Here is a 24,221-nt window from a genome sequence, read left to right on the forward strand (position 1 = left end):
ACTCCAGCGCCTGCTCCGGCGTGGTCGTCGGGCCGATCTTCAACCCGATCGGGTTGGCCAGCAGCTCGGCGAACGCGATGTGCGCGCCGTCCAGCCGGCGGGTCCGCTCGCCGATCCACAGGAAGTGCGACGACAGGTTGTACAGCTTCGCGTCCGGATCGCCGGGTGAGTCCAGGCGGAGCATGGCGCGTTCGTAGTCCAGCAGCAGGCACTCGTGGCTCGCGAAGATCTCCGTGGTGTGCCACGACGGGTCGTTCGCGCCGCAGGCGGTCATGAACCGCAGGCCGCGGTCGATCTCGGTGGCCAGCGCCTCGTAGCGCTCCCCGGCGGGGGAGTTGCGCACGAAGTCCTTGTTCCAGTCGTGCAGGTGGCTCAGGTCGGTCAGCCCGGCCGACACCAGGGCGCGGAGGAGGTTCATCGCGGCGGCCGAGTTGGCGTAGGCGCGGATCATCCGGTCCGCGTCCGGCACCCGCTCGCGCGGGTCGGCTCTCAGCGAGTTCACGATGTCACCGCGGTAGACGGGCAGGCCGAGCGCGTCGGTCGTCCCCGACCGCGGCTTGGCGTACTGCCCGGCGATGCGGCCGACCTTGACCACCGGCGTGCTCGAGCCGTAGGTGAGGACCACGGCCATCTGCAGCAGCGTACGGATGTTCGACCGGATGTGGGACTCGGTGTTCGACTCGAAGGTCTCGGCGCAATCCCCGCCCTGCAGCAGGAAAGCCTCGCCCTGAGCCACCGACGCCAGCCGCCGCCGCAGCAGGTCGATCTCCGCGGGCACGGTGATCGGCGGGACCGCCTCCAGCGACGCGCGGACCCGGTGGACCGCCTCGGCGTCCGGCCACTCCGGCTGCTGGGCCGCCGGGCGGGCGAGCGCGTCGTCGAGGCGCTCCCGCAGCCCGGGCGGCAGCGCAGGCAACGGCGACAGCGCGCTCAACAGCAGGTCGGCGTCCCACGATCGCCGGACCGGCAGCACCTCGGAGCTCATCGTCGCTCCCGGTGGATCGTGACCCGGCGCGCCGGCGTTCCCGGCCGCGCGCGTTCCCGAACCGCTTTCAAGTCCCCCATGGAATTCCCCTCCAGAACTACAGTGACCGCGCAACCGTCACGGCCGGTGGAACACGGACGGCCGGCGGATCCGCGCGTTGCCGTCGAGAACGAAGACGTCCGTGCCGGAAAGCACCGCCTCGCCGGTGCTTTCACCTCGCGACCGCCGATCAGCGTGTCCGGGACGTCCTACCCCTGGAACATGTAGAGCGCGGTGATGCGGCCGTCCTCGTCGAGCACGAAGAAGTCCGTGCCGGACTTGACGGTGTCGCCCGCCGGGCCGGCGATCTCCCAAGGGAGCTGGATCGCGTTGCCGTTGAGGACCGCGTCCCCGACGCGGAACTGGAGCCCGTGTGCGGCGATTTGCTCCTTGTGCACGCGGGCGATGTTGGCCTCGACGTCCTCACGCCCGGTGAAGGAGACACCAGCGGGGGAAATGTGGTGCACGGCGTCCTCGGCGAAGAGCTTTTTCGCCAGCAGGCTCCGCTCTCCGTCATCGGTGGTCTTCCACACCGAGAGGTAGGTCTGGGCGAATTCGTTGGCGTTCATCAGGGTTGAACCTTCCTCGTATCGGTTTTTCCGTGGAGCGGGCGGGGAGCCGGGTGTTCAGCTCTCCACCGGATCGGTGGCCGGCACGGTGACGCGCTCGGCCGGCGGCGCGGCGGCCGTCGCCCGGCCTCGCGGCAGGATCGTGGCCACGACGAGCGCGCCGGCGCCGGCCACGCACACCCCGGCGATCATCGGGGGCGTCAGGTCGGTCAGCACGCCCGTCGACGCCGTGGCCGCGGCACTGCCCATGATGGCGATGCCGAGCGACCCGCCCATGTTCATGGCGACGTCCGCGACGGCCGAGCCGGCACCCGACTGCTCCGGCGGCGCCGCGCCGACGACCGAGTCCACCGAGGTCGGCGCGCCGAACCCGATGCCGAGCCCGAGCAGGCCGAGCGCGATGAGCACCCGGAGGCTCGACGGCGGGCCGCCGAACGCCATGACCGCCATCGACACGGCGACCAGCAGCGGGCCGAGCGCGGACACCGGTCCGAGGCCGAACCGCTGCACCAGCCGGGGCGCTTGGGGCGCGACCAGCATGACGGTGCACATGCCGAGCATGTGCAGGCCGGCGATCAGCGGGCGGTAGCCCAGGGTGAACTGCAGGTACTGGGTGATGACGAACAGGCTGCCGAACACTCCGAAGAACACCGTCGAGATCGTCACCAGGGGGCCGCCGAACCGCCGGTCGCGGAAGACGGCGTGGCTGAGCATCGGAGTCCGCGTCCGCCGCTCCCACCAGATGAAGATCGCCAGGATGGCCGCGCCGCCGACGATGAAGGAGAGCGTGCGCGGTGAGGTCCAGCCGTGGGCGGGAGCCTCGATGATGCCGTCGACGAGCGCGAGCGAACCGGCGACCGTGAGCACGAGGCCGAGCACGTCGAGGCCCGCGTGGTTCTCGTTGCGGGATTCCGGGATGAGCACCAGGCAGCCGACGATCGCGACGGCGACGATCGGCAGGTTGATCAGGAAGACCGAGCCCCACCAGAAGTTCTGCAGCAGCAGGCCGCCGACGATCGGGCCGAGCGGCACGCCCAGCGAAGCGACGCCCACCCAGATGCCCATCGCCTTGGCCCGCTCCTGCGGCGGGAACACCTGGCCCAGGATCGCGAGCGTGCACGGCATGATCATCGCCGCGCCCAGGCCCATGCCCGCGCGGGCGGCGATGAGGGTCTCCGGTGAGCCGGCGAACGCCGCCGCCGCCGAGGCGATCAGGAAGACCACCAGGCCGGTGAGGAACCCGCGGCGGCGTCCGAACCGGTCGGCGAGGGCACCCGCGAAGAGGATCGGCGCGGCGAAGGCGAGCGCGTAGGCGTCGACCGTCCACTGCAGCTCACCGGGGGTCGCCCCGAGCTGCGTCCTGATCGACGGCACCGCCATCGTGATGACGAGCATGTCCAGCGAGGCGATCACGAGCGCCAGGCACATGATGCCGAGGATCGCCCAGCGGCGAGGGTGACCCGGGGTCGTGGACATAGCGAGCCTCCCGTGCAGCGACCGAGGTTGACGGCGTCAATCTAGCCAGCGATGTTGACGGCGTCAACCGGAGTAGGCTCTCCCGGGTGGGAAACAGCACTGGTGACACGCGGGCCGCGCTGGTCGCCGCGGCGAGCAAGCTGCTGACGCAGGGCGGCCCGGAGTTCGTGACGTTGCGGGCGGTCGGGGCCGCCACCGGCGTGTCGCGGACCGCGCCCTACCGGCACTTCGCCGACAAGGACGACCTGCTCAGTGCCGTGGCCGCGGAGAGCATGAACCGGCTGACCGAGGCGATGCGGGCCGGGGCCGCCGACCTCGCTGCCGGGGGAACGCCACTTTATCGCGCTTGCCTCGGGTACGCCCGTGCCGCGATGGAAAGCCCGGAGCACTACCGCCTGATGTTCGGCGACTTCCCGATCAACCGGCCGAGCGCGGAACTCGAGCGCGCGGCGGACGAGTGCGCTCGGGTGCTCTACGACCTGGTCGCCGAAGCGCAGGAAGAGGGCGCGCTCGCCGGGGGAGACGTGCGCGAAGCCGGGACGCTGCTGTGGGCGGCTTTGCACGGCCTGGTGGACCTCACCCTGACCCGCCACCTCCACGAGCCGCGCACGGTCGACGGAATCGAAGCCATGCCCACATTGCTGGCGATGGCCCTCGGGAACTGGGTCTGCCCGAAAGCCTGACCGATGGGGCGGGAGTCCGCTTCGGCCGCGGAAATGCCGGCAGGCGGCCCCGTTAATGGTATGGACCAGCTGGCGGGAATCGATCCGGTCAATCCTGGTGCATCGCGCTCGCCGTAACCGTTTCGACACGACCCGGATACACGAGCGAACCACGTGAAGGTCCGGGCGGCGGTTCGGACCGGCAATGGCGGGCGATTGAAAGCGTCGATTGTTCCCGCTCGGCCGCCGCCGGACCGTCCTGCGTGCATGGCCTGCGAACTGGGCAAACGCCGGGACGACGGGAGAACCCGGCACCCGGCCGGCAATGTCTTGCCGCAGCCGGAATTCCCGCGGGACGAATATACTTTTTACCGTCTGATTGCCTTTCCGGTAATTGACACACGGATTATCGACGGCGCCCGTTGCTTGTTTACCAAGGGTCACCGTGTATGGCACGAATGGGTGGCCACCTGTGGTCTACTAGGGGAAAGTGGTTGTGATCTGGGTCACTAACGGCTACGTTGACAGCGTCACCCTCCGCTCTATAGCGTGCGTTTGGGGCACCTTGGGGAAGGTGCTGATTTGGACCTGAACGATGGCTGCCAAATCCAATGTTGGGGGAAACATGACAGCACAGTCGTATGCCCATGATCGCAATTCCGTGCAGGCGTTCGTGTACGAGGAGATCGAAGCAATCGGCGCGGACGTCGATTCCTTCTCCCCGGACGCCACCCTCGAAAAGCTCGGTCTCGACTCGCTGGACGTCGTGGAACTGAGCCAGAGCGTCACGAAGAAGCTCGGCATCACCGTCGGCCCGGCGGACTTCGCCGACGCCGAGACCATCTCGGACGTGCTGGCAGTCATCCACAAGCGCGCGGGGATGGCGTGAGGCGCCGGGTCGTCATCACCGGCATCGGGGCCGTCACCCCGCTCGGGGTCGGCGCCGAGGCCCTGCACCACAACGCCGTGCGCGGAGAGAACGGGTTCTCCGGCGGGATGGGCCGGTGCGCCGATTTCGACGCGGCGAAGCTGCTGACCAAACGGGAACTGTCCCGGATGGACCGGTTCTGCCGGCTGGCCGTGGTGGCGGCGGACGAAGCCGTCCGCCAGGCGCGCTGGGACGGCGTTCCGCCGGTGCCGCCGGAACGGGCGCACTGCGTCGTCGGTACGGCGATCGGCGGGCTGGAAACCCTTGAGGCGCAACTGGAAGTGTTCCGGACGGAAGGGCGCGGGTTCGTTTCCCCCTTGGCGGTTCCCTTGCTGATGGCGAACGCCGCGCCCGCCCAGCTGTCCATCCGCTTCGGTCTCGGCGGCGAGACGGCCGCGCTGGCCACCGCCTGCTCCAGTGGTGCCCAGGCGATCATCGCCGGCGCGCGGGTGATCCGCTCGGGCGAGGCCGACGTCGCGCTCGTCGGCGGGGCCGAAGCGGCGACGTCGGAGTTCACCAGGTCGATGTTCGCTTCGAACGGCGCGTTGTCGCCGAGCGGGAACTCGGTGCCGTTCGACCGGAACCGAGACGGTTTCGTCCTCGGTGAGGGCGCGGGCGTGCTCGTGCTCGAAGGGGCGGAGGTCGCGCGCGCTCGCGGTGCCGACGTGCTGGGGGAAATCCTCGGCTACGGCGTGACGAGCGACCACCACCACGTCACCGCCCCGGATCCGACCGGCGCGCCCGCCGCGGCCGCGGTCCGCACGGCGCTCGCCGACAGCGGGCTCGAGGTCTCGGACATCGCCTACATCAACGCGCACGGCACCGGCACCCGGCTCAACGACGTCGCCGAGTCGGCGGCGCTGCGGCTCGCGCTGGGGGAGGCGCTGGCGGACATCCCGATCTCCTCCACCAAGTCCTGCGTCGGGCACCTGCTGGGCGCCGCGGGCGCGGTCGAAGCCATCGCGACGCTGCAGGCACTCCGGTACCGGACGGCGCCGCCGACCCACGGGCTCACGGAGCCGGACGAAGCGCTCGGCGAACTCGCCCACGTCCGGGAAGCGCGGGCGTTGAAGCCCTCCGAGAAGGGATACATCGGGCTCACGAACTCGATGGGGTTCGGCGGCCACAACGTCACCATCGCGATCAAGGGGGCAGCGTGAAGACCGCGGGGGTCGCCGAGCGCGCAGCGGACGCCGTCGACTGGCCGGCCCATACGCCGGAGAAACTCGGCCTGCGCACCGGTTCGGCTGTCGATCGGCGCCTGGCGCACAAGGAGTCCGACGACGAGGTTTTCATCACCGACGTCGGCCGGCGGCGGGGCATGCTGACCGCGGCCGGTGCGGTGCCGCACGCGCACCGCTATTTCGGCGACCGCGCGGCGGCCGGGCCCGACGCGCTGCACCTCGCCGAGTTCATGCGGCAGGGCATCGAGGTCATCGCGCACGCCCTGCTCGATGTCCCGGTCACCCACCACTTCGTGCTCCGGACCGTGCGGATCCGGGCCACCGGCCCGGCCGCGGCGGGCCACGCGGTGATCGCCGTTCCGGAAAGCCAGGTCCGGCGCAACTCCTCCGGCGCCGTCTACGCCGCCACCGGACCGGTCCACTGCCTGATCGGCGGGCGGCCGATCGCCCGGTGCGACGGCCTCGTCGGCTTCCTGTCCCCGGACGCCTACCGGGCCGTCCGGGCGGAGAACGGACGGCCCGGCGCGCCCGCGGGCTCGGTCGACCCGAACCCGCCGCACACGGTCGGCAGGCGGTTCCCGGAGAACGTCTTCATCGGCGCGGTGGAGGGTCCGCCGCGGAGCGCGCGGTGCCGGGTGGTGCCGCGGACGCACCCGGTGTTCTTCGACCGGCCGCTCGACCACTACCCCGGCATGCTGATCGCCGACGCCGCCCGCCAGCTGGCCACGCTCTCGTTCGCCGCATCGGCCGGGGTGCCGGCCGGCCGGGTTCGCACCGGCCACGCCGACCTGGAATTCACCAGCTTCGCGGAACTCGGCACCCCGCCCGTGCTGGAGATCGTGTCCTGGTCCGGATCGGGTTCGGACACCGAGATCACCGTCGAATCCCGCCAGGGCACGCGGCTCACCGCGACCTGCCGGTTCCGGCTTTCCGCCGACGTGGTGGACGGGGGCCGGTCATGAGCGTCGTCGTTTCGGGAGTGGGCACGGCGCTGCCGGCGACGGTGGTGGGCAACGACGCCTTCGAAGACCTCGGCGTGACCGGCGAGTGGATCGTCGAGCGGACCGGGGTGCACCACCGGCACCGGCTCCGGCCCGGCGAGCGCCTGGCCGACCTGGCCGCCACGGCCGCGTCCCGGGCGCTGGCCGATGCCGGGGTGGCGGCGGCCGACGTGGACTTCGTCGTCGCGGCGACGACGACCCCCGACCGGGTGTCGCCGGGGCTGGCGCCGGAGATCGGCCACCTGATCGGTGCCGGCTCGCCCGGCGCGGTCGACGTCAACGGGGCCTGCACGGGGTTCCTCTACGCGCTCGACTACGCCATTTCGCGGATCAGCCACGGTTCCGCGGATCGCGTGCTGGTGGTCGGCGCGGACGCCATGTCGCGGCTGACCGACCCGGCGGATCGCAACACCGCCGTGCTCTTCGGTGACGGCGCCGGAGCCGTCCTGGTGGAGGCGTCGCGCGGCGAAACCTGCGAGGACTGCGTGCCGTTCCTCTCCTTCGGCTCCGCGCCCGAGCACGCCGGGGCGTTGTTCGTCGACCACGAGGACAACGCCGTTCGCATGGACGGCGCCCAGGTCTACGCCTCCGCGGTCGAGGCCATGACCGACGAGATCCGGTCCGTGCTGACCGGCCAGGAGATCACCGAGGACGACGTCGACCTGCTGGTCTGCCACCAGGCGAACAGCCGGATCCTCGCGGCGGTCGTCCGGCGGCTGAAGTGGCGTCCCGAACGGGCCGCCTCGTACGTCGGCGAGTTCGGCAACACCTCGTCGGCTTCCATTCCGCTCGCTCTCGGGAAAGCGCAGGACGAGGGCAGGCTCAAACCGGGGCACACCGTCGTGCTCAGCGCGTTCGGCGCGGGGTTCACCTGGGGCGCGGGCGTGCTCGGCTGGAAAGCGTGCCGGCACACCTGATCCCCGCCCGGTCCGACCACACCACCCACCGAGGTCAGTAGTTTCCGAAATCACTGGGGGAAACAATGCTGTACGGAGAACTCACCGAGGAGCGGGCGCCGATGGCCTGCTCACCCGAGGCCGTGGCGCCGGTCGACGCCGCGGACGCGGTGCTGCTGCGGGGTTACCGGGGCATGGTCCTCGGCCGCCGGTTCGACCAGCAGGCGACCAACCTCGCCAAACAGGGCGCGCTCGCCGTCTACCCGTCGTCCTACGGTCAGGAGGCCTGCCAGATCGGCGCGGTGACGCCGCTGCGGAAGACCGACTGGCTGTTCCCCACCTACCGCGACTCGGTCGCGGTGGTCGGCCGCGGGGTCAGCCCGGGAGAGGCGCTCACGCTGCTGCGCGGCGACTGGCACTGCGGCTACGACCCGAAGGCGACGCGCACCGCGCCCCACTGCACGCCCTTGGCCACGCAAGCCGCCCACGCGGTCGGGCTGACGATGGCGGCGCGGTTCAACGGGGACGACGTGGTCGCCGTGGTGCTGTGCGGTGACGGCGCCACCAGCGAAGGCGACTTCCACGAAGCCGTCAACCTCGCCGGGGTGTACGACGCGCCGGTGGTGTTCCTGGTGCAGAACAACCGCTACGCGATTTCGGTGCCGCTGGCCAAGCAGACCCGGGCCGCGGCGCTCGCCGACAAGGCCGTGGGCTACGGGATCACCGGTGTCCAGGTCGACGGCAACGACTTCGTCGAGGTCCACGAGGCCGTGGCCGCCGCCGTCGACGCCGCGCGGGCGGGCCACGGGCCGGCCCTGATCGAAGCGCTGACCTACCGGATGGCACCGCACACCAACGCCGACGACCCTTCGCGGTACCGGGATCCGGCCGAAGCGCTGGCCTGGCACGACCGGGATCCGATCGCGCGGCTCGAGGCAACCCTGCGCGCGCGAGGGCTGCTCGACGCCGCCACCCGGCAGGCGATCGACGCCGAGGCCGCGGAATTCGCCGCCCGCACCCGGCGGGAGGTCACGCGGTACGAGGCACCCGCGCCCGCCGAGATGTTCGCCCACGTCTACGCCCGGCCGACGCCGCAGCTGCGGCAGCAGGCCCGCGAGCTCACCGAGAGGGGTGTCGCATGACCACCGAAGCGACTCCGCGGATCGCCGAGGCGCCCGCGACCACGTCCCGGCTGTCGATGGTCTCCGCGATCAACGCCGCGATGCGTGACGCGATGCGCGAGGACGGCCGGGTCGTCGTGTTCGGCGAGGACGTCGGGCAGCTGGGTGGCGTGTTCCGCGCGACCGACGGCCTGCTGGCCGAGTTCGGGGAGCAGCGCTGCTTCGACACGCCCATCTGCGAAGCCGGGATCCTGGGCGCGGCCATCGGGATGTCCCTCTACGGCTCTCGCCCGGTCGTGGAAATGCAGTTCGACGCGTTCGCGTACCCGGCGTTCGAGCAGATGGTCAGTCACCTGGCCAAGATGCGCAACCGCACCCGGAGCGCGGTGGCCACCCCGGTCGTCGTCCGCATTCCCTACGGCGGCGGGATCGGCGCCGTGGAACACCACAGCGACTCGTCGGAGGCCTACGCGGCGCACACGCCGGGCCTGCACGTCCTCACCCCGGCCACGGTGGCCGACGCTTACGGGATGCTGCGCCAAGCCGTCCAGGGGCAGGATCCGGTGCTGTTCTTCGAGCCCAAGCGCCTGTACTGGGAGACCGCGGAGGTCGACCTCACGGTGGAGGTCGAGCCCATCGGCCGGGCGGTCGTGCGCCGCTCGGGCCGGGACGCCACGTTGATCACCTACGGGCCCGCCCTGCCGGTCGCGCTCGAAGCGGCGGACGCCGCCGCGCTCGACGGCTACGACCTCACCGTGGTGGACCTGCGGTCGCTCGTGCCCTTCGACGAGGACACGGTGTGCGAGGCCGTGCGGCGGACCGGGCGCGCGGTGGTGGTGCACGAAGCGTCCGGCTTCGGGGGTTTCGGCGCCGAGGTGGCCGCTCGCGTCACCGAGCGCTGCTTCAACCACCTCGAAGCACCGGTGCGCCGGGTCACCGGGCTGGACGTCCCCTATCCGCCGCCGCAGCTCGAGCGGTTCTACCTGCCGACCGCGGCCCGGGTCCTGGACGCGGTCGCGGCCACCTTCGCGGACGGGTGAGCGCGATGACGACTCGAGAAACGCCCGGCACCGCGGACTACGTGTTCCTGCTGCCGGATCTCGGCGAAGGGCTGGTTTCGGCGGAGATCATCGAATGGCTGGCCGCAGCCGGGGACACCGTCGAACTCGACCAGCCGGTGGTGGTGGTCGAGACCGCGAAGTCGACCGTCGAGCTGCCCAGCCCGTACCGGGGCCGCATCACCGAGTTGCACGCCGAGGTCACCGAGACGATCGCGGTCGGCGCGCCACTGGTGTCGCTCAGCGGTCCGGACGGCCAGGCGGCGGCGGGCGGCACCACCCACCTGGTCGGCCAGGTCACCGCGGCCGCGGCGGGGCCGGCGGAGGCGCCGGCCCGCCGGCTGCCGGCGAAACGGCCGGACCGCGGCCAGGTCGTGGCGTCCCCGGTGGTGCGCCGGCTCGCCCGCGACCTGAAGGTGGACCTGCGCGGTATCACCGGCACCGGCGAGGGCGGCGTGGTCACCAAGGACGACGTCCGCGCCGCCGCGGGCGCCACCGGGCCGGGGTGAGCCGGGGCATGACAGCGTTCGAATCCGTCCAGGCGCTCGCCGCGGCCACCGGCCGGGTGCTGGGCACCAGCGACTGGCAGGTGATCACCCGGGACCGGATCCTGGCTTTCGCCGAAGTGACCGGGGACCGCCAGTGGATCCACGTCGACGATCGGCGGGCCCGGGAAGAAGGGCCGTTCGGCGACGTCGTCGCGCACGGCGCGCTGACGTTGTCGCTGGTCCCGGTGTTCGTCCAGGACCAGCTGCGGGTGCGGGGGATCAGCATGATGATCAACGCCGGGCTGGAGAAGGTGCGGTTCCGGACGCCGGTGCCGGCGGGCGCCCGGGTCCGCGGCCGGGTGCAGCTCGCGGACGTCGTCGCGATGGACGGGGCCACGCGGGTGCTCGCCCGGACGACGGTGCTGGTCGAGGGCAGCCCGAAACCGGCGTGCGTCGCCGACCAGGTCGTGGTGCTCCATGCCTGAGAGACCGGCCGTGCGGCGGGAAGAGATCGGCGACGTGGTCGTGCTGACGCTGGACAACCCGGCGGCCGACAACGTCCTCGACGCCGGGATGGTCGACGCGCTGGTGACCGAGACGTCGGCGATCGCCCGGGAGGACGAGGTCCGCGCCCTGGTCCTCACCGGGGCCGGAGCGCACTTTTCACTCGGCGGCCCGGTGGCCGAGTTCGCGCAGGTGCTCGACGAGGGCGCCGAAGCCGTCCGGGAGTACTGCCGGGTACGCACCGAGGCGCTGGCGGCCGTCGTCCTGAACCTGCACACGCTGGCGTGCCCGGTGATCGCGGCCGTCAACGGCCAGGCCGCGGGGGCCGGCTTCTCCCTGGCCCTGGCCTGCGATCTCCGGATCGCCGCGGAGCGTGCGAAGTTCAACTTCGCGTACGGCGCACTGGGCGCGTCGACCGACGGCGGGATGAGCTGGCTGCTGCCCAGGGTGCTGAACCCGGCGAGAGCGGTGCAGCTGCTGCTCGAGCAGCCCGTCATCCGGGCGGCACGCGCCCGCGACGAAGGCTTGGTCAGCGAAGTCGTCCCGGCCGCGGACTTGCGGCGCCGGGCGGTCGAAATCGCGACCGTGGCCGGCGCCGGCGCCCGCCACTCGGTGACCGCGGCGAAACGGCTGGTGCACGCCGCAGCCCGCACCACCCTGCCGGAACACCTGCGGGAAGAACACCGGACGTTCGCCGAAGGCCTGCTGACCGCCGACTTCCGCGCCGCGCTGGCCGCCCGCCGGCGCGGCGAGCTGCCGGCGTTCGGCGGCGGCCGGGCGCCGGTCCATCCGGAAACCGAAGAGAAAGGCACGCGCATGTCGGGAGACGTCGTCACCGCGACCGAGAAGGACGCCGCGATCGCCGGCGAAATGCTGGCCGCGTCACGGCGGCAGGACTGGGAGCGGGTGGCCGAGCTGCTCGATCCCGAGGTGGTCTGGACCATGCCGGGGAACTCGCGGATCTCGGGGGTCGCCGTCGGCAGGCAGGCGGTGATCGAGCGGGCCAAGGTCATCGACGCGGCGAAGCTCACCGTCGAGCCCCAGCACGTCCACATCGGCTACCGCAGCATCGTCGTGACGATCCACAACACGGCGGAGAAGCCGGTGCCCCTCGAGGAATGGCTGGCGCTGGTCTTCGAGTTCCGGGACGGACTGATCACGACCATCGACACCCATCTCTCGGACATCCCGATGTTCGAGCGGTTCTACGCCGCGTGAGACCGGTTCCGGCCGGACGGAAAGGAAAAGGAACGGACATGGACGTCAAAGAACTCATGGACACCCTGCTCGAGGCGTGGAAGACGCCCGACAACGAAGAACGACGGGTCCTGGTGGAGAAGGTCTTCGCGGAGTCCGCGGTGCACTACATCGCGGGCGAAGAGCTCCAGTTCGCCGGCCGCGAGGCGATCCTCGCGAACATGAACCAGGTGAACGAGCAGCAGATCCAGGGCGGCGGCGTGGTGTTCGGGTTCGGCAAGACCGTGGCGAACCACAACGGCGTCTACCAGGAGTGGGACATCACGGCCCCGAACGGGCAGGTCGTCCGCACCGGCCGGGATTTCTACGTCCTGGACGACGACGGGAAGATCACCGCTTTCTACATGTACGGCGGCGTCTAGTGCCGGTGCCCCGCCGCGGCGTGCGGCGGGGCACCCCGTGCGCCGCGGCGCGAAAGGAGGGGAGAGCATGACGGAAGTCAGCGAAATCGGGGTGGCCGGGGAATGGTGGCTCGGCGAGGACACCGCCCTGTCGTTCGACCGCACGATCGACCGCCGCCAGGTGCACCGGTCGGCGGTTTCCGAGGTGTTCGTCACCGACGTCCGCGCGTTGGGCGAGAGCCGGGTGGCGCTCGCCGCGCAGTTGCCGGCCTGCCACGCGTACTTCGGCGATCACGTCTCGGCGGACGTGGACCCGTTGCTGGTCATGGAGATCTGCCGCCAGGCCGGCCTCGCGACGGCCTACGAGCTCGGGGTGTCCACGGACTCCGTACTGGCCACCGAAAGCTGGGATCTGCGGATCGCGGAGCCGCAGGCGTGGCGGGCAGGCGGAAGCGCGGCGATCGACCTGCGCATCGACAGCGAGTTCACGTGGAGCCGGGTGCGCCGCGGCCGGCCGCGGGCCGGCACCTGCCGGCAGCGCGTCTTCTTCGAGGGGCGGCAGGTCGCGACCCTGGACGCGGCGAGCCGGTTCCTGGACCACGGGGAGCTCGCCGTCGTCCGGGCCGCGCAGCGGGGAAGCCCGCCCCCGTGGACGGCCGACCTGGCTGGCCGCGCGGATCCCGAAGTGGTCGAGCCGCACGTCGTCGGCCGGCGCGATCCGCTGAACGTCGTGCTGGCCGCCCTCGAGCTCGGGGCGGACGAGGTGTCGGCCAGGATCGCGTTGCCCCTGGAGAATCGCGCCCTGTTCGACCACTCCTACGACCACGTGACGATGCAGGTGCTCGTCGAGGCCGCCCGCCAGCTGGCCACCGCGGCTCTCGGTGCGCCTGGAGACCGGTATCTCGCCCGGTTGACCGGGCGGTTCGTCCGGTTCGCGGAGCTGGACTCGCCGGTCACGCTGCGCGCCGCGTGGTCCGCGTCCGAAGCGGCCGAGCGCGAGTTCGGGGTCGTCGTGGAACAGGAAGGCCGAGTGGTGGCCGAAATCGCGCCGACCATCGCCCGCACTCCCCGGAGCCGCTCATGAGCGGGCCCGGTCCGGTCACGGCCGTGTGGACCGATTTCGGGGGTGTGCTCACCCCGCCGGTCGGGGAGAACCTGGCCAAGTTCTGCGCGGACCACGTGCTCGCGCCGGCGGAGTTCATGGCCGCGGTGCGCGCGGTCGGCGCCAGGTACGGCACCGCGGACTTCCTCGAGCCCTTGGACACCCCGCTGGTCAGCGAGAAGGAGTGGCTGGCCCAGGTGTCCGAAGTGCTCGGCAGGCCGATCGGGGTCCGCAGTTTCGGCGAGGCGTGGTTCGACGGCCGTCCGGCGAACGAGCACTGGGTCGAGACCCTGCGCGAGGCGCGCCGGCGTGACTTGGGCGTGCACCTGATGTCCAACATGGTCCCCAGCTGGGACGAGCACTGGCGCCGCATGCTCCCGGTGGAGGAGTTGTTCGACCAGGTCGTCCTGTCCTTCGAGGTCGGCTGCCGCAAGCCGGACCGGGAAATCTTCGAGCTGGCGGCGCGGCGCGCCCGGGTCGAGCCGGGCAGCTGCGTGCTGATCGACGACCTCGAGAAGAACTGCGCCGCCGCGGAGGCGGCGGGCTGGCACGCCATCCGGTTCACCGAGGCGCGGCCGGCCACCGAAGAGCTGTGGGAACTGGCCGGCGTGCGGTCGTGAGCAGGCGGTGTCCGCCTGCCGGGGGAGGGTGAGCTGAAGTGGTCGATCGAGCGGCGGGCTGCGCGTTCGTCACCGGTGGTTCCCGAGGGATCGGCGCGTCGATCGTCCGGGCGCTGGCGGCGGCCGGGTGGCCGGTGGCCGTCGGTTTCGCCAGCAACCGCGAAGCGGCCGAGTCGGTGGTCTCCGACGTCGGAGCTTCGGGCGGCCAGGCGGTCGCGGTGGCCTGCGACCTGCGGGACGGCGCCGCGATCGACCGGAGTTTCGAGGGCCTGGAAGAACGCTTCGGCCGAGTCGCGGTCCTGGTGAACAACGCGGGCGTGCGGGCCGACGGCTTGCTGGTCGCCATGGCGGAGGAGGAGTGGCGCCAGGTGGTGGACGTGAACTTGACGGCGGCGTACCACACATCGGCGCGCGCGCTCGGGCCGATGGTGCGGGCGCGGCACGGCCGCATCATCAACGTGACGTCCATCCTCGCGCAGCAGGCGCTGCCCGGCGCGGCGAACTACGTCGCGGCCAAATCCGGTCTGGCCGGGCTGACCCGGGCGCTGGCCGTGGAAATGGCGCCGAAGGGGATCACCGTGAACGCGGTGGCGCCCGGGCTGATCCGCACGGACCTGACCCGGGACGTCGGCCACTTCGAGGATTCGGCGAAGAGGAAGGTCCCGATGCGGAGGCCGGGCACCATCGAGGAAGTCGCCGCGTGCGTCCGCTTCCTGGCGAGCGACGACGCCTCGTACATCACCGGCCAGACCCTGACCGTGGACGGTGGTCTCGCGGCCTCGGCGTTCAGCATCACCTGACCCTCCCGAAGGCGGGCGAACGAAGCCGGCCGGCTGAGACGAGTCCGGTGGCCCGGTGGGTTCTCCGCCCCCCAGGAGCGGAGAACCCACCGGGCCACCGGCTGCCGGACTTCACCCTGCACGACCGTTCGTGTGAACCTCTTGCAAGACTTCTGCATGGGCCTGGTCACTGCGCTATTGCTGGGGGAATGCCGATCCGGATCGCCTTGCTCGGCGAGGTGACAGCACAGGCCGGCGCGCGGCCGGTGGACCTCGGACCCCCGCGGCAGCGGTGCGTGCTGGCGGCACTGGCGGTCGACGCCGGACAGCTGGTGCCGGTCGATCGGCTGGTGGACCGGGTCTGGGGCGCCGACACCCCTCGGCGCGGCCGGGCGACCCTGCACAGTCACATCTCCCGCCTGCGCGGGGCGTTCGCCGGCACCCTGACCATCGCACGCCGCTCAGACGGCTACGCCCTGGAGGTCGACCAAGAGGAGCTCGCGGTCGACCTGCTCCGCTTCCGTGCGCTGCGAAAACAGGCCGAGTGCGCCGGGGACGACGCCCGCACCGTGGCCCTGCTGACCGAGGCGGTCGCGCTGTGGCGCGGAGAACCGCTGACCGGGCTGAGCGGGGAGTGGGTGGAGGCCGAGCGCGACCGGTGGCAGCAGGAACTGTGGGCCGCGGAACAGGATCTCGTCGACGCCCAGCTGCGTACCGGCCAGGGGGAGGAGCTGGTGGCCCGCCTGCTGGCGCGGGTCGCGCGGCATCCGCTCGACGAGCGGGTGGCCGGCCAGTACATGCTGGCGCTGCACCGCGCGGGGCGTTCGGCGGACGCCCTGGACCACTTCCGGCGGCTACGCGACAGCCTGATCGAGGAGCTGGGCACCGAACCCCGCGGGGAGCTGCAGGAACTGCACCGCCGGATCCTGGCCGCCGACCCCGGCCTGAGCGCCACACCCGGGCCCGGCGTGCCCGCGGCGCCGGTGCCTCCCCGGCAGCTGCCGGCCGCACCCGCGACGTTCGTCGGCCGCCAGGACGAGCTGGACCGGCTCGACGCCGTCCTCGCACCCGGCGGCTCCGGTGACGGAGTGGCGCTCATCTCCGCGATCGGCGGAGCCGGCGGCATCGGCAAGACCTGGCTGGCCCTGCGCTGGGCGCACCGCAACCTCGACCGGTTCCCCGACGGGCAGTTGTTCGCCGACCTGCACGGTTTCAGCCCCGCCGAGCAACCGGCCCGCCCGGTCGACGTGCTCGGCGGGTTCCTCGAGGCCCTGGGCGTCGGCCGCGATCACCAGCCTGCCGACGTCGAGGGACGCGCCGGCCTGTACCGGACGCTGGTCGCCGACCGGCGCCTGCTGGTGGTGCTCGACAACGCCGCCACGACCGAGCAGGTCACCGCCCTGCTGCCCGGCGGCCGCCGCTGCGCCGTGCTCGTCACCGGCCGCACCCAGCTGCGCGGGCTCATCGCCCGCCACGGCGCCCGTCCGGTGCCCCTCGACGTGCTCACCGACGCCGAAGCGCGCACCCTGCTCGCCACCGCCCTCGGGGCCGGCCGCGCCACCGCGGCGGCGCCGGCGCTCGCGGAGCTGGCCGACCTGTGCGGCGGGCTTCCCCTGGCGCTGGGGCTGATCGCCGCCCGTGCCGCCGCCGACCCGCGCCTGCCCCTCGGCGACGTCGTCGCCGAACTCCGCACCCTCGGCGTGGAGGCCCTCGACTCCGAGGACCCCACGGCGAGCCTGCCCACCGTGCTGTCCTGGTCGCTGCGGCACCTCACCGAGCAGCAGCGCACCGCGTTCGCCCTGCTGAGCATCGCGCCCGGCCCCGGTATCGGCCTGCCCGCCGCCGCCCGCCTCACCGGCCTGACCGAGCGGGAGACGTACGCGACGGTGCAAGCGCTGGCCGACGCGTCCCTCCTCGACCGCCTCCCCGCCGGCCGGTACGGCATGCACGACCTGGTGCGCGGCTACGCCACCACCGTCGCCGCCGAACTGCCGGGCGAGGTGCGGGAAACGGCGTTGAACCGGGTCCTGGACTTCTACGTCTGCACGGTGCACGCCGCCGACCGGCTGCTGAACCCGTACCGCGACCCCGTCCCCCTCGACTTGCCCGACGCCCTCGCCCACCCGCTCCCCGACGCGGCGGCGGCCCTGGCGTGGTGCGACGCCGAGCACGCCTGCCTGCTCGCCGCGCAGCGCACGGCGGCCGGCCACCGGTGGCACGCGACGGTCTGGCACCTGGCCTGGGGCCTGCACACGTTCCACTACCGGCGCGGCCACCGCCACGACCACCTCGCCGTGTGGCAGGCGGCCGCCGACGCCGCCGAGCACCTGCCCGGCCCGGACCCGGTCATCTCCGCCCACCAGGCCCTCGGCCTGACCTACGGCCACCTGGACCGCCACGAGGAGGCCCTGCGCCACCTGCACCAGGCCCTCACCTCCGCCGAGGAACACCACGCCGTCAGCCACAACGCCCACACCCACCTGCTGCTCGCGAGAGCGTGGAGCCAGCAAGGCGAGGACCGGAAGGCCCTGGACCACGCGCGCTGCGCCCTGGACCTCTACCGCGGCCTCGACCAGCCGGTCGGAGAAGCCGACGCGCTCAACGCGGTGGGCTGGCGCGCGGCGCGCCTGGGCGACTACGAAACCGCTCGCGAGCACTGTCAGGCCGCCTTGGCCCTGCACAAGAGCCTGCGCGACCCCACCGGCGAGGCGGCCACCGAAGACAGCCTGGGCTACATCGACCACCACAGCGGTCACCACGAGCGCGCCATCGCCCACTACGAGCGGGCCATCACCATGCTCCGCGACCTCGGCAACACCTACGAAACCCCGGGCGTGCTCGAATCCTCCGCCCATCCGCACCTCGCCCTCGGCGACCTCCACCAGGCCCGGAAGATCTGGCGAGAAGCCTTGCGGCTGTTCCGGGAGCAAGGCCGGCACGACGACGTCCACCGCGTGCAAGCTCGGCTCGACGACCTCTGATCATCCCATTCCGGAGAATTGCGCGCGAAGACATCCCGGTTGCCGGTAGGCGGTCCGAGCCCGGGTTCCCCTGCCGGATACGCTGCCGCGGCCGAGCACGCGAACCGATGGGGGACAAGGCATGGACAGCACTTCGGGCACGGACAGAGTTCGCGTTCACGAGCCTGTTCCGAATGTGCCGTCCGGGGCCGAACCGCTGTTCGCCGGGTTTGTCCAGAAATTGACCGGGCTGACCATTGTCCGCATGGGACTCAGCGGCGCGCTGGTCATGCTGGGTTTTCTGCTCGTGCTCACCGAAGGGTGGGGGAGCACGCTGCCCTACATCTACTTCGGCATCTTCGGCGGCATGCTGGCGATGTGGACTTACGTCCTGGTCCTCCACCGGCGCGTCCGCAGTCTCTTCGGGGAGCCGTACCACCGGCTCGACGTCGCTCCGGACGGGTTGCTCGCGAAGGGTTCGCGGCTCTCGGTGCGGCTGCCGGACGGGCGGTGGCTGCGGACCCGGTTCCCCGGCGGGCCGCGGGTGCAGCTGGCGGGCGAGCGACGGCTGTGGGTGCTCGGCACGGGCCGGCGGGTCTTCGTCCGCCCGCCGGGGGCGATGTGGCTGCGGTCCGGGCGGATCGAAGACGCACCCCTTCCCGGGGCGACGCTTGCCGAGCTCGTCTCGCGCCACCCGACGCCGCCGTCGCGTGATCCGGTGCTCGCCGCGCACCGGGCGTTCCAGGTCCGGCGGGCGGCCGTCACCGGGGTGACGTTCCTGGTGCTGGGCGCGGCGGGGCTCGTGCTCGCATCGTCGCTGGAGTCCGAACCCGCCGGCGCCGCGGACGCGGCCGGGGTGGGCGGCATCGCCGGGGGCAGCGCGGTTTTCGTCATGCTGGGGCTGTTGACGGCCATCGGCAGCCTGCGGATGCGCCGTCCGATCACCGGGGACAGCTGGGTGGAACTGCGGGTCGCGCTCGACACGCCGTTCGTGCCGCGCGCTCGCACGGCGGTGCGGCTGACGGGCTGGGCGTTGTACCCGGACGGGCGGCAGACGCGGTTCCGGCTGGTCGCCGATATCTCGCTCGCCGCGAACGTCGCGGTGACCGGGCAGCTGTGGCTGCTGGGCTACCCGCCGCCGGGCAAACCGGCCAAAGCCGGTCTGCCGGGCTACCCCTGCCTGGGCAGCTTCCGCCCCGCGTGAGGGCTGCATGTCGAGCTGTCGCCGGCGCTGCACACCGGCGCGTTCGTGGCGGCGGTAAGGGCCTGAGGAGCCAATCGCGGCCCGCGCCGAGGGGCGCCCATCCGGCATCGACCGATCGGCCACCGCATCCGCCGAAGTCCGGGCCGACGGGTTGGCCCTGCGGGGCCGGCATTCGGGTGAAACCGGTTCCGAGGCGGCAACGTGACCTTCGATGTGAGCGTGTTGGGCTGCGAGCCGGAAATCCCGGGTGCCGAATCGATCACGGGGGAATCTCCTTGTTCACCATGCTGAAGTCCGTTTCACGTTCCGCACCGGCGACCGCGCGCCGCACGGCTGCGGCCGCCGGTGTAGCCGCTGTCGGGCTTGTTCTGGCCACCGCGCCCGCAGCCACGGCTGCGCCGACGTCCGTCGCCCGGCACTTCCACGTCCCCTACGGCAACAGTTACGCCGACGGATACGCCACCTTCACCAACCGGTGGGTGACCCTCGACGGCACTCTGCACGCCGTCGGATGCGGCCGAGTCGTCTACGGCGACTCTTACGCGGCGGGGAAGTATCTCGACAGCGCGAGTTCGACTCCGCGCTGCGACGGGAACTGGCCGATCCACATCCCGGTCCCGGCGGACGTGGTGGGCGGTGCCGACAGTGTTTTGATCACCCTGGCCGCCCCGGACGGCACCGCCGCGAGGTGGGCTTACCGTGATATCAGCCTCTCGCGGTAGCCAAAGGGATATCAGCCTCGGGCGGTAGCGAGCGCGATCGTGCGGGAGAGCCCGGCCCGGCCGGACTTCCCTCGCGATCGCGCTTCTGCGGTATCGGGTGAGCCTTGGCGAACCCGGCATGTTCGCCAAGGCCGCGAGCAGTCTCGCATCCGGGCTGGAGATGGTTCCGAACCACGTCAGCTCCCGGTCGTCCTCAGCCGGCTGACGGTCGCACCGCCGAACAGCCGGGGCGTCCGGCGCATCCGCCGGTGTGATCCGCCCAGGACCGGGCTCCTACTGGCCGCCCTTGAGCCGGTATTCCGCGTTCACCAGCTCGAGGAGCTCGGCCACCGACGTGTCCGCGGACCGCCGGTCGAAGGTGATCTCGCCGTGCTGCAGCAGGTTCACCCGGTCGCAGACCTCGGTCACCTGCCCGTAGTTGTGCGCGATGAGGATGATCGCGATGTCGCCGCGCTGCTTCAGCCCCTGCAGCAGACGGAGGATCACCGCGCTCTCCTTGGCGCCCATCGCCGCGAGCGGCTCGTCGAGCAGCAGCAGCTTCGCCTCCGAGTACACCGAGCGGGCGACCGCGATCGCCTGCCGCTGGCCGCCGGAGAGCATGCCCACCTCGGCCGTCACCGACGGGATGTTGATCCCGATCGAGTCCAGGGCTTCGCGGGCGCGGCGCTTCATCTCACGGCGCCGCAGGAAGGGCAGCGGCCGGTGGGTCAGTTCGCGGTTCAGGTGCAGGTTCAGGTACACCGGCAGGTCGTCGACCATCGCGAGGTCCTGGAACACCGTCTCGATGCCCAGCGACCTCGCGTGCACCACGGACTTCAGCGTCGCCGGCTCGCCCTCGAACAGGATGCGCCCGCCGTCCGGCTGGTGGTAACCGGTGAGGATCTTGATCAACGTGGACTTGCCGGCGCCGTTGTCCCCGATGAGGCCGAGGATCTCGCCGCGGCGCACGTGCAGGTTGACGTCGGCGAGCGCGGTGACCGGGCCGAACTTCTTGCTGACGCCCTCGATCCGGATGACCTCGGCGCCCGGTTCCGCCGTCATGTCAGCTCCCGGGAGCCGAGCCGCTTGCGCACCACGATCAGCGTCACGTTCAGCACCATCGCGAGCAGGATGGCGGCACCGAGCACCACGTTGAACGCGTTCGCGCTGACCCCGTTGAGGTTGAAGCCGTCGAACACGATGCCGAGCAGCAGCGCGCCGAGGAACGCGCCCACCACCGTGCCGGACCCGCCCAGCAGCGCGGTCCCGCCGATCACCGCCGAGGCCACCGCGAAGAACATCGTGGTGAACCCGCCGTTGGTCGGGTCGTACGAGCCGACCCGGGTGCCCTGCAGGATCCCGGCGATCCCGGCCAGGGTGCTGGTGACCGCGAAGTTGACCACCTTCACCCGGTTGACCCCGATGCCGGACTCCGCGGCCCCGACCGGGTTCCCGCCGGTCGCTTGCGTGTGGATGCCGAACCGGGTCGCCGACAGCACCACCTGCATGACGAGGACCAGCCCGGCGGCCCACAGGAACTCGGTCCAGGGCGCCCCGCCGAAGACGTCGACCACCCAGCTGTCCTTCGGCGCGGCGACCGGACGGGCGTTCGAGATGATCAGCACCAGGCCCTGCAACAGGAACGCCATGCCCAGTGTCGTGATGAACGACGGGATGCCCAGCAGGGTCCGGATCAGCCCGTTCACCACCCCGACCACCGTGCTCACCACGACCGCGCCGAGCAGCGCGAGCCACAGCGGCCAGCCGTTGACGAACAGCTGCATGAGCGTGAACGGGGCGAGGGTGAACACGAAGCCGGCGGACAGGTCGATCTCCCCGCAGATCAGGAGCATCACCTGCCCGGCGGCAATGATCGCCCACGGGGCGACGTACTGGGCGATCGTCCGGTAGTTGTCGAGGGAGTTGAACGCGTCGCTCGTCACCGTGAAGTAGATCCCCGCGGCGATCGTGACCAGCAGGATGCTCAGTTCCTTGACGTGCATCGCGCCGAGCAGCATCGGCCTCAACGACATCGCCGCGCCTACCGGCTCAACGTGGTCGCCGGCGGCAACGGGATCGCCTTCGGCATCGCGATGACGTCTTTCTTCGTCCCGCCTTCGAACCTGCTGTCGGCCGAGGCGTAGGGGCCGACGTTCTCCTTGGTGACGAACGTGAGGCCGGTGTCGGTGACCGGCGGGGCCACCAGCGTGCCGGACAACCGGAACAAGTAGAGGTACAGCACGGAAAGGAAGCCCTGGAGGTAGGGGGACTGGTCGATGGTGAAGTCGAGCGCGCCGTTCTTCACCCCGGTGACCGTGTCGTCGAGCAGGTCGAACCCCCCGCTGCCGATCTTGCCGGACAGCTTGCGGTCGGCGATCAGCTTCGCGCACGCGGCGGTGCTGCCGGCGTCGACCGCGTAGATGCCCTTCACCCCGGTGTTGCCGGTGTACGCGGCGGTCATCGCGTTCAGCTCGCCGGCCTGCTCGGCCCCGGTGTTCACGGACTGGACGCGCACGCCGGGCGCGGCCTGCTTCAGTGCGTCGGTGATGCCGTCGAGCCGCGGCTGGACGTTGTTCCCGCCCGGCTGGGCGATGCCGACCAGGATGTCGCCGGAGGTGATCTTCTGCGCGATGCGTTGCCCCATCCGGAATCCGGAGAGGTACAGGTCCTGGCCGACGTAGGTGAGCGGGAAGTTGCCCGCCGCGCCGGCGTTGTAGGCGATCACCGGAATGCCTTGGCCCAGCGCGCGCTTGGTGAGGTCGACGAAGGCGTTGTCGTCGGTCAGGGCGATCGCGATCCCGTCGGCCTTGCCGGTGATCGCGGTGTCCATGGCGCTGGCCATCTGGGCGACGTTGCCGTTTTCCGAGCCGGTCCACTGTGGCTCGGGCACCCCGAGCAACGCCGCGGCGTCGGCGAGCCCGGACCGGGTCGGGACGAAGAACGAGTTCGTGGTGACGTGGTTGACGAAAACGAACCGCCACCCCGGCGTGCTCGGGAACGGTCCCGAACCGCCGCCGTTCTGGGCCTGCTGGACGCCGGTGCACGCCGCGAGCAGCGTGCTCGCGGCCATTGTCGCGCCCCCCGCGCTGAGGTACTTCAGTGCTCTTCTTCGTGAAGTTTCAGTAGTCAACGTGACCCCCAAAATCGTCTCAGCGGCAGTGTTCCGGCTACGACGGGTCTCTGACGGTTCAGCTTCGAGGACCATAACAGACGTATGATGTCTCGACCAGTCTTAACCGGTTGTTGGCGGACTTCTTGACAATTTCCTGACCAAGTGTGGCCAGACATATGTTGTCTGGTGGTGGTCTCGCGATCACCGAGTCCCCTCGGCGACTGACCCGGCAGCGGGGAATACGCGCTTCCCGGCCCGCTTCGGAAAGAATTCCGCGTTGGCCGGGCGGGTGGAAATCCGGTTTTCGGAATGGGGGTGCTGGTCTCGAGGGCGAACCGGAGATCGCCGGAAGTCTGCGGTCGGTCGGGTACGCCGCGGACCTGGTCCGACCATCGCCGACGCCGACCTGGCGATCTCCGTCAACGGTTACGCCGACGACTTCACCGCGACGGCGCTGCTGACCTTCGCCCTCGCCAGTCGTTGACGAGCGCCACGGCCGGCGATTTCGAGGACCACTCGCCCCCTCGTACGCGGCGACCTCATGGCTCACCGTGCTGCGGCTCGGAGGTGCCGGGTGCGCGCATTGCGATTCGACCGGCGGGACCGCCACGCTCGCGGCGGCCAGGCGTCGGGGGACGCCGCCGGAGGGCCGGCGGCGTCCCCGCGCCCAGCGAACTCGCCGCCTGGGGAACGGCGGGTCGCCGGCTCTGAGCTCAGTAGCGGCCAGTCCCGCTTCCGGGCATCGTCAGCAGCGCTCGCAGGCACCGATGTCGTAGGCCGCACCAGCGGGACGAGGAGAGCCGTCGAGGTCGAAAGCGGGCGCGGCCGAGCCGGTGTCTCGCGGCCGAACCCGAGGCCAGGTGACAGTCGCCGTGAACCGGATCGGCCACCCGGCTCCTTCGCGCCGGACGGTGAGGCCACCGGAGCAAGTGCCGGCGGCCCTCTTGATCGCCGGGACGACCACGGCCGCCGCCGTCTGCACCGCCGCGCTTCGCGTCTCCACGTCCGCTCCACTCCGTTCCGTCGGCTTTCCGGTGCGCCCGTTTCTAGCGGAGGTCACCGGGGACCGGTCCCCAGTCGAAGGCGGGCGCGGCCATTTCACCGGCCCAGCGCCGGGCGCGGGTTCACAGCGACGTCGTGGCGATGAGGACAACGGTCAGTCGTTACCGAGGCACCTCGCTCGGCCAGCGAGCCCCATGCCGGGCATCTGGTACCCACCCGGCATGGGGCTCGC

The 24,221-nt window shown here is 71.5% G+C and carries 24 protein-coding genes; 17 read left to right on the top strand and 7 right to left on the bottom strand.

Translation table 11 applies throughout. The features are described from left to right. From AB0F52_RS14285 to AB0F52_RS14295, 3 genes are all read right to left on the bottom strand, one after another. Positions 1–985: 3-deoxy-7-phosphoheptulonate synthase (locus AB0F52_RS14285; protein ID WP_360169622.1), on the bottom strand; the 985-nt coding region annotated here is incomplete at its 3' end. Between the two features lie 248 nt (positions 986–1,233). Then, positions 1,234–1,593, bottom strand: coding sequence for a nuclear transport factor 2 family protein (locus AB0F52_RS14290; protein ID WP_360169625.1), 360 nt, complete (start codon positions 1,591–1,593; stop codon positions 1,234–1,236). A gap of 57 nt (positions 1,594–1,650) precedes the next feature. Then, entirely contained in the window at positions 1,651–3,069 is a 1,419-nt protein-coding gene (locus AB0F52_RS14295; protein ID WP_360169628.1) for an MFS transporter, read from the bottom strand. 86 nt (positions 3,070–3,155) lie between these two features. On the opposite strand from AB0F52_RS14295, the gene AB0F52_RS14300 reads away from it, so the two are divergent. From AB0F52_RS14300 to AB0F52_RS14380, 17 genes are all read left to right on the top strand, one after another. Beyond that, positions 3,156–3,752 carry a TetR/AcrR family transcriptional regulator gene (locus AB0F52_RS14300; protein ID WP_360169631.1) on the top strand — a complete coding sequence of 199 codons (597 nt, stop codon included), beginning with the start codon at positions 3,156–3,158 and terminating at the stop codon, positions 3,750–3,752. 604 nt (positions 3,753–4,356) lie between these two features. Next, the gene (locus AB0F52_RS14305) at positions 4,357–4,620 is read left to right on the top strand and encodes an acyl carrier protein (protein WP_103339865.1); all 264 of its coding nucleotides are present in this window, start codon (positions 4,357–4,359) and stop codon (positions 4,618–4,620) included. Continuing rightward, positions 4,617–5,819, top strand: a complete 1,203-nt coding sequence (locus AB0F52_RS14310; RefSeq protein WP_360169634.1) for a beta-ketoacyl-[acyl-carrier-protein] synthase family protein — start codon at positions 4,617–4,619, stop codon at positions 5,817–5,819. Before AB0F52_RS14305 ends, AB0F52_RS14310 begins: the two co-directional genes overlap by 4 nt. Then, a complete protein-coding gene (locus tag AB0F52_RS14315) occupies positions 5,816–6,805 on the top strand; it encodes an AfsA-related hotdog domain-containing protein (RefSeq protein ID WP_360169637.1) in 990 nt (329 codons plus the stop codon). The genes AB0F52_RS14310 and AB0F52_RS14315 overlap by 4 nt, the downstream gene beginning before the upstream one ends. After that, the gene (locus AB0F52_RS14320; protein WP_360169640.1) at positions 6,802–7,761 is read left to right on the top strand and encodes a beta-ketoacyl-ACP synthase 3; all 960 of its coding nucleotides are present in this window, start codon (positions 6,802–6,804) and stop codon (positions 7,759–7,761) included. Before AB0F52_RS14315 ends, AB0F52_RS14320 begins: the two co-directional genes overlap by 4 nt. Before the next feature lie 65 nt (positions 7,762–7,826). Then, on the top strand, positions 7,827–8,882 hold the full coding sequence (locus AB0F52_RS14325; RefSeq protein ID WP_360169643.1) for a thiamine pyrophosphate-dependent enzyme: 1,056 nt from the start codon (positions 7,827–7,829) through the stop codon (positions 8,880–8,882). Positions 8,883–8,938: 56 nt separating this feature from the next. Then, entirely contained in the window at positions 8,939–9,901 is a 963-nt protein-coding gene (locus AB0F52_RS14330; protein WP_360170771.1) for an alpha-ketoacid dehydrogenase subunit beta, read from the top strand. Between the two features lie 5 nt (positions 9,902–9,906). Further along, on the top strand, positions 9,907–10,428 hold the full coding sequence (locus AB0F52_RS14335) for a biotin/lipoyl-containing protein (protein WP_360169646.1): 522 nt from the start codon (positions 9,907–9,909) through the stop codon (positions 10,426–10,428). 8 nt (positions 10,429–10,436) lie between these two features. Next, positions 10,437–10,892, top strand: a complete 456-nt coding sequence (locus AB0F52_RS14340; protein WP_360169649.1) for a MaoC family dehydratase — start codon at positions 10,437–10,439, stop codon at positions 10,890–10,892. Then, complete coding sequence (locus AB0F52_RS14345; RefSeq protein ID WP_360169652.1) at positions 10,885–12,129, top strand: enoyl-CoA hydratase-related protein; 1,245 nt, start codon at positions 10,885–10,887, stop codon at positions 12,127–12,129. The genes AB0F52_RS14340 and AB0F52_RS14345 overlap by 8 nt, the downstream gene beginning before the upstream one ends. 38 nt (positions 12,130–12,167) lie before the next feature. After that, a complete protein-coding gene (locus tag AB0F52_RS14350; RefSeq protein ID WP_360169655.1) occupies positions 12,168–12,530 on the top strand; it encodes a hypothetical protein in 363 nt (120 codons plus the stop codon). Positions 12,531–12,597: 67 nt separating this feature from the next. After that, on the top strand, positions 12,598–13,593 hold the full coding sequence (locus AB0F52_RS14355) for an AfsA-related hotdog domain-containing protein (RefSeq protein WP_360169658.1): 996 nt from the start codon (positions 12,598–12,600) through the stop codon (positions 13,591–13,593). Beyond that, positions 13,590–14,231, top strand: coding sequence for an HAD family phosphatase (locus tag AB0F52_RS14360; protein WP_360169661.1), 642 nt, complete (start codon positions 13,590–13,592; stop codon positions 14,229–14,231). The genes AB0F52_RS14355 and AB0F52_RS14360 overlap by 4 nt, the downstream gene beginning before the upstream one ends. Before the next feature lie 38 nt (positions 14,232–14,269). Continuing rightward, the gene (locus AB0F52_RS14365; protein WP_360169664.1) at positions 14,270–15,031 is read left to right on the top strand and encodes a 3-oxoacyl-ACP reductase family protein; all 762 of its coding nucleotides are present in this window, start codon (positions 14,270–14,272) and stop codon (positions 15,029–15,031) included. A gap of 188 nt (positions 15,032–15,219) precedes the next feature. Next, on the top strand, positions 15,220–17,991 hold the full coding sequence (locus AB0F52_RS14370; protein ID WP_360169667.1) for a BTAD domain-containing putative transcriptional regulator: 2,772 nt from the start codon (positions 15,220–15,222) through the stop codon (positions 17,989–17,991). Between the two features lie 244 nt (positions 17,992–18,235). After that, on the top strand, positions 18,236–19,174 hold the full coding sequence (locus tag AB0F52_RS14375) for a hypothetical protein (protein WP_360169670.1): 939 nt from the start codon (positions 18,236–18,238) through the stop codon (positions 19,172–19,174). Positions 19,175–19,449: 275 nt separating this feature from the next. After that, complete coding sequence (locus AB0F52_RS14380; RefSeq protein ID WP_360169673.1) at positions 19,450–19,896, top strand: hypothetical protein; 447 nt, start codon at positions 19,450–19,452, stop codon at positions 19,894–19,896. A 273-nt stretch (positions 19,897–20,169) separates the two neighbouring features. Here the strand turns inward: AB0F52_RS14380 and AB0F52_RS14385 are convergent, their stop codons facing one another. The 4 genes from AB0F52_RS14385 to AB0F52_RS14400 form a co-directional block, all read right to left on the bottom strand. Beyond that, entirely contained in the window at positions 20,170–20,937 is a 768-nt protein-coding gene (locus AB0F52_RS14385; RefSeq protein ID WP_360169676.1) for an ATP-binding cassette domain-containing protein, read from the bottom strand. Continuing rightward, entirely contained in the window at positions 20,934–21,908 is a 975-nt protein-coding gene (locus AB0F52_RS14390; RefSeq protein ID WP_360169679.1) for an ABC transporter permease, read from the bottom strand. The genes AB0F52_RS14385 and AB0F52_RS14390 overlap by 4 nt, the downstream gene beginning before the upstream one ends. A gap of 8 nt (positions 21,909–21,916) precedes the next feature. Further along, positions 21,917–22,945: a sugar ABC transporter substrate-binding protein gene (locus AB0F52_RS14395; protein WP_360169682.1), complete on the bottom strand. Its 1,029-nt coding sequence runs from the start codon at positions 22,943–22,945 to the stop codon at positions 21,917–21,919. Between the two features lie 787 nt (positions 22,946–23,732). Next, positions 23,733–24,089, bottom strand: a complete 357-nt coding sequence (locus AB0F52_RS14400; RefSeq protein WP_360169685.1) for a hypothetical protein — start codon at positions 24,087–24,089, stop codon at positions 23,733–23,735. Positions 24,090–24,221: the final 132 nt, after the last annotated feature.

Source organism: Amycolatopsis sp. NPDC024027, assembly GCF_040638975.1.
Classification (GTDB): Bacteria; Actinomycetota; Actinomycetes; order Mycobacteriales; family Pseudonocardiaceae; genus Amycolatopsis.

Coding starts and splice junctions, on each gene's coding strand:
- AB0F52_RS14305 (WP_103339865.1), top strand. CDS start 4,357: ATGACAGCACAGTCGTATGCCCATGATCGCAATTCCGTGCAGGCGTTC.
- AB0F52_RS14370 (WP_360169667.1), top strand. CDS start 15,220: ATGCCGATCCGGATCGCCTTGCTCGGCGAGGTGACAGCACAGGCCGGC.
- AB0F52_RS14355 (WP_360169658.1), top strand. CDS start 12,598: ATGACGGAAGTCAGCGAAATCGGGGTGGCCGGGGAATGGTGGCTCGGC.
- AB0F52_RS14290 (WP_360169625.1), bottom strand. CDS start 1,593: ATGAACGCCAACGAATTCGCCCAGACCTACCTCTCGGTGTGGAAGACC.
- AB0F52_RS14395 (WP_360169682.1), bottom strand. CDS start 22,945: ATGGCCGCGAGCACGCTGCTCGCGGCGTGCACCGGCGTCCAGCAGGCC.
- AB0F52_RS14360 (WP_360169661.1), top strand. CDS start 13,590: ATGAGCGGGCCCGGTCCGGTCACGGCCGTGTGGACCGATTTCGGGGGT.
- AB0F52_RS14325 (WP_360169643.1), top strand. CDS start 7,827: ATGCTGTACGGAGAACTCACCGAGGAGCGGGCGCCGATGGCCTGCTCA.
- AB0F52_RS14320 (WP_360169640.1), top strand. CDS start 6,802: ATGAGCGTCGTCGTTTCGGGAGTGGGCACGGCGCTGCCGGCGACGGTG.
- AB0F52_RS14390 (WP_360169679.1), bottom strand. CDS start 21,908: ATGTCGTTGAGGCCGATGCTGCTCGGCGCGATGCACGTCAAGGAACTG.
- AB0F52_RS14335 (WP_360169646.1), top strand. CDS start 9,907: ATGACGACTCGAGAAACGCCCGGCACCGCGGACTACGTGTTCCTGCTG.
- AB0F52_RS14295 (WP_360169628.1), bottom strand. CDS start 3,069: ATGTCCACGACCCCGGGTCACCCTCGCCGCTGGGCGATCCTCGGCATC.
- AB0F52_RS14345 (WP_360169652.1), top strand. CDS start 10,885: ATGCCTGAGAGACCGGCCGTGCGGCGGGAAGAGATCGGCGACGTGGTC.
- AB0F52_RS14350 (WP_360169655.1), top strand. CDS start 12,168: ATGGACGTCAAAGAACTCATGGACACCCTGCTCGAGGCGTGGAAGACG.
- AB0F52_RS14330 (WP_360170771.1), top strand. CDS start 8,939: ATGGTCTCCGCGATCAACGCCGCGATGCGTGACGCGATGCGCGAGGAC.
- AB0F52_RS14375 (WP_360169670.1), top strand. CDS start 18,236: ATGGGACTCAGCGGCGCGCTGGTCATGCTGGGTTTTCTGCTCGTGCTC.
- AB0F52_RS14385 (WP_360169676.1), bottom strand. CDS start 20,937: ATGACGGCGGAACCGGGCGCCGAGGTCATCCGGATCGAGGGCGTCAGC.
- AB0F52_RS14340 (WP_360169649.1), top strand. CDS start 10,437: ATGACAGCGTTCGAATCCGTCCAGGCGCTCGCCGCGGCCACCGGCCGG.